The sequence below is a fragment of the Segatella salivae DSM 15606 genome (genome assembly GCF_000185845.1).
Lineage (GTDB): Bacteria > Bacteroidota > Bacteroidia > Bacteroidales > Bacteroidaceae > Prevotella > Prevotella salivae.
On sequence record NZ_GL629647.1, the window covers coordinates 3,158,639 to 3,161,357 of the forward strand.

At 34.7% G+C, this 2,719-nt stretch carries 5 protein-coding genes; all 5 read left to right on the top strand.

The window, feature by feature from the left end:
* The coding region (locus tag HMPREF9420_RS14445; RefSeq protein WP_211207520.1) for a hypothetical protein at positions 1 to 208 on the top strand (208 nt) is incomplete at its 5' end.
* 193 nt (positions 209 to 401) lie between these two features.
* Entirely contained in the window at positions 402 to 1,124 is a 723-nt protein-coding gene (locus tag HMPREF9420_RS12300; protein WP_007136058.1) for a ParA family protein, read from the top strand.
* A complete protein-coding gene (locus tag HMPREF9420_RS12305) occupies positions 1,111 to 1,584 on the top strand; it encodes a zinc-finger domain-containing protein (protein WP_007136059.1) in 474 nt (157 codons plus the stop codon). Before HMPREF9420_RS12300 ends, HMPREF9420_RS12305 begins: the two co-directional genes overlap by 14 nt.
* A gap of 253 nt (positions 1,585 to 1,837) precedes the next feature.
* Positions 1,838 to 2,506, top strand: coding sequence for a hypothetical protein (locus HMPREF9420_RS12315; protein ID WP_007136061.1), 669 nt, complete (start codon positions 1,838 to 1,840; stop codon positions 2,504 to 2,506).
* A gap of 19 nt (positions 2,507 to 2,525) precedes the next feature.
* A partial coding sequence (locus HMPREF9420_RS12320) for a DUF3127 domain-containing protein (RefSeq protein ID WP_007136062.1) occupies positions 2,526 to 2,719 on the top strand: 194 nt, incomplete at its 3' end.

The following is a 2,719-nucleotide window of genomic DNA, read 5'->3' on the forward strand; positions in this document are numbered from 1 at the left end:
TAAAATAATTACAAAAATCTTGTGTAGTTACGTAATTATTGCTATTTTTGCAATATCATATTTCATTGCTGACCCCTGTTGTTTGGGTGTAAAGGCAGACTTGTACTGTTGTCAGCGAATTACATGTTATGGGGTCCCTCTCCAATGGGCTATAGCTCAAGTGACCTTCCAAACTATGGAGATTGTTGTTTTAGCAGGTTTTCTTTAAAACCGCAACAATCATGTCCTTCAGGGACACATAGAAAATGTAACGTGTATTTAAAATATGGTAAAATGAAGAAGTTTTATTTTGTAATTGCAGCTATGACAAGATACTTGTCTATATCTGCGTCACAGGCTTTGTATCGCTCTATCTCTTGTAATAAGGTTGTGGTTGTATTTTCTAAATTAGGAGGTGAGGTATGAAAAAACAATCAAAGCAAACAATTCCAGATAGTGTAAAAGATAATAAGATTATTCTCTTTGCTAATCAGAAAGGTGGTGTTGGAAAGACTACTCTTTGCGGTTTGTTTTCTAATTATCTATCTGTTATTCGTGAAGTACCACTACTTGTAGTAGATGCTGATCCTCAACAAACCTATTCTAATCGTAGAAAAGATGACCTTCGGAGAGAAAAGAATGTACCATATAAAGTACAATCAGTAACTATTAAGAGTCCTACAAGCACACGACTTATAATGCAGGAACTGAAGACATTGCCTGGTACAACTATTATTGACACTCCTGGCAGTTTAACTCAAGAAGGAATGTTAGAGTTATTAATGAATGCAGATTACATTATCTGTCCATATTACTACGACCTTAACACTCTTGACTCTACACGTGCTTTCACCCTTGCTGTTCTTCGCCTAAGATTAGCAAATCCTCAGATTAAAGCAAAATTCATATTTATCTGTAATAAGTTTGATGTACGTGTTGGTATAGGGAACGAGAAGAAAGCATGGAAGCTGGTAGATGAGTACTTGATGAAGTTTGGTATTCTTGCACCTCGTATTGGCAATTATGTAGATTTACAACGCTATAATACGATAAATAATAGTGATAATGCCAATAAACTTACAAAGCAATGCTTTGATTTCATTTATAGAACCATATATAATATTGAAGACAATGACAAAGTATAAATCAGATATAGCAGAATCAGCATCATCTATGATGCAACTACCAGACACCCTTGAAGGGATGTTACGAGATATTCATGGACAAACAGAAGTCACTAATAAGCAGGGAGAAAATAAAGAAGGAAACTTATCTATTACGAATGCAGTTCCTTCGCAAACAAAGAAAAAAGACAAATTGAATGTAAAGAATCAAAACATTAATGATTCTACAATTGTTGGTGATGAATTATGGACTTCATTTTGTAAACAATGTGTTTACGAAGAACAACTTCCTAAAACTGTAGGGAAAGATGGAGTCACAAGCTTTTGCAAGATTGACAAAGATATTCTAGCAACATTCAAACGATATATTGTTGAAGGGTATTCCACTCAGACTGTAGTCAATGCTATTCTTCGTAGTTTCATCTTACACTATAAGAAGGAATTTAATCAATATAGGAAAGTTGAGAAACCATTGTTATAGGGTCTTAGAATGTCTATATACAATTTCAACCATATAAGCAAACTACTTCTGTCATTTATTGTGAGATGGGGTTTAGTGATATCAGTCGCTGTAGTTACATGGGCAACTATGCTATCAACCTCACGTAACGAAGTGGAACATCTATATGAACAAGGAAAGCAATTGTATCAGCAAAACGTAGAATCAACTTATAACGTTAATTCTCAAGCTACAACAGATAGCTTGATTACGACTATAATAGAAAGAAAAGAATATGAGTAGAACTGCAACTATCTGGAATAATGAGAATGAACAATTCCTAATAGAAAATTTTGCCTTTATTACTAATCGTAGGTTGTCAGAACAACTTGACATTTCGATATCTTCTATCAAGAAGAAAGCTCACGAATTGGGATTAAATAAAGGTTGCGTCAAAAGGAAAATCATACCATCTTTAGAGAAGGACGTACTAAAGATGTCAAAAACAAACTCCTATCGGTTTGTTGCCGAAATGCTGAGTATTTCCTTATCATCTGTTAGCAATATTATTAATAATGCAGCTAGCAAGGGGTATAAAAAAAGAAGTAAACAAGATACAGGTAAGATTATGTCAGAAACACGTAAGCGTATAATAAAGAAAGAGCGTGCTCGTGCTGTTTTTGGATTGGCCCCAAGAACAAAGATAAAAGTCTATCCCAATAAACAGAAGTATCACATGAGGGATAGACTCAAACGATGCAGATATATTGTGGAACGTAATGGTATAGATGTTTTTATAGATGAAGAAACAAGACGTCATAACACTATAGAAGATGATGCACGAAGGTTGGGTTTCAATATTCAAAAAACGGTAATTGCTTTTTACCCTATAGATTTTGTTTTTGAAAACGGATCAGCAGAAGAACAGATAGCTGAAGAGCTTTTACATAATAAATACAAGTAATCATTAAAATCAAGAATTTATGTCACAATGCATTGGAAAGGTTATTGCCATTGGCGAAACCAGAACAGGAGAGAGTCAACGAGGTAAATGGGCTTCACAGCAGTGGGTCGTTGAGGAACAGAGTCAACAATACCCAGAAGTTTGGGTGTTAGAAACTTTTGGACAAGATAATATAGACAAGTTTGACGTCCATGTCGGCGATGTCGTTTCTGT

Coding starts and splice junctions, on each gene's coding strand:
- HMPREF9420_RS12300 (WP_007136058.1), top strand. CDS start 402: ATGAAAAAACAATCAAAGCAAACAATTCCAGATAGTGTAAAAGATAAT.
- HMPREF9420_RS12305 (WP_007136059.1), top strand. CDS start 1,111: ATGACAAAGTATAAATCAGATATAGCAGAATCAGCATCATCTATGATG.
- HMPREF9420_RS12315 (WP_007136061.1), top strand. CDS start 1,838: ATGAGTAGAACTGCAACTATCTGGAATAATGAGAATGAACAATTCCTA.